The 1,008-nt window shown below is 52.4% G+C and carries 1 protein-coding gene; it reads right to left on the reverse strand.

Translation table 11 applies throughout. From position 1 onward, the window contains the following. Positions 1–139 precede the first annotated feature (139 nt). On the reverse strand, positions 140–1,008 hold an 869-nt coding region (locus ACOSDM_RS20040), incomplete at its 5' end, for an NAD-dependent epimerase/dehydratase family protein (RefSeq protein ID WP_420726308.1).

Consider the following 1,008-nt stretch of genomic DNA (forward strand, 5'->3'; position numbering starts at 1 on the left):
ATTGTTCGGCGTGTGCAGGGACTTCCCAACGGCGATGCGCCCCGTATCATCGACAAGTACGAGATCCAGAAAAGTCCCACCCGCATCAGCAGAGATTGTGTAATTCGCCATAACCTATAAATCCTATTGCTTGAAACTATCAGGCCGAAACCATTGCTGCGGACGACGCCCCGGACGTTCGATAACGCTCCAAAGTCAGCACAAAATCGGCCAGCCCTTCCTGCAACCCGAAGGCTGGACTGTATCCAAGATCCCGCCTGGCATCCTCGATATCCAGCACACAATAGTTCGGGTCTTTTTCAGTGGGAGCAAAATTAAAACCCGGTGCCACAGTAATCATTTTCGCAGAAAAATGATCGCAGACCTGGGTTACGGCCTCACCAAACTTAATGCCACGGCCAGATCCCAGTTGATAAACCCTGGCTGGCAATTTTTCGACTGTACAGGCGGCAACGGTCCCCGCCGCGCAATCCTTAATGTAGACAGGATCAAACACCTGATCCGCCCCGGGCAAATCGAGTGAACAACCGTCAATCGCGGCCAAGATGACATCGTTGAACACACTGGCCTGGCTTCGCTCAGGTTTTATGACGCGCTCAGCACCATAAAAGTCAGCATAACGGATCGCGCAGAACTCAAAGAAACCATTCCTTGCATAGCAAAGCCCCAGGTCTTCCGCTGCCCGCTTGAGGATCGTCAATGGCAGTCGAGGCCCGGTAAAAGATGACGGGACAGGGTCGTAATAGGGCGCACCATAGGGCGTACCTTCCGTGCGTGCGATAACACCACGGGTGCTGCCAAAAATGACCCGGCCCACATCGCAAAGCTTTGCAGCCTCAAAGATGTTCAAGGTTCCTTCGAGATTGATTTTGGACAGCATGTAAGGGTGCGTTGTGTGATGCGGCGACATGACCGCACCCAGATGCACGATCTGATCAATGCGATCCTGCTTCAGTAATTCAATAATCCAAGGAAGATCCTGAAGGTCGCCACGGACAAATCTGTATT

Source organism: Hwanghaeella sp. LZ110, assembly GCF_048892525.1.
In the GTDB taxonomy this organism is placed as follows: Bacteria; Pseudomonadota; Alphaproteobacteria; order UBA8366; family Aestuariispiraceae; genus Pacificispira.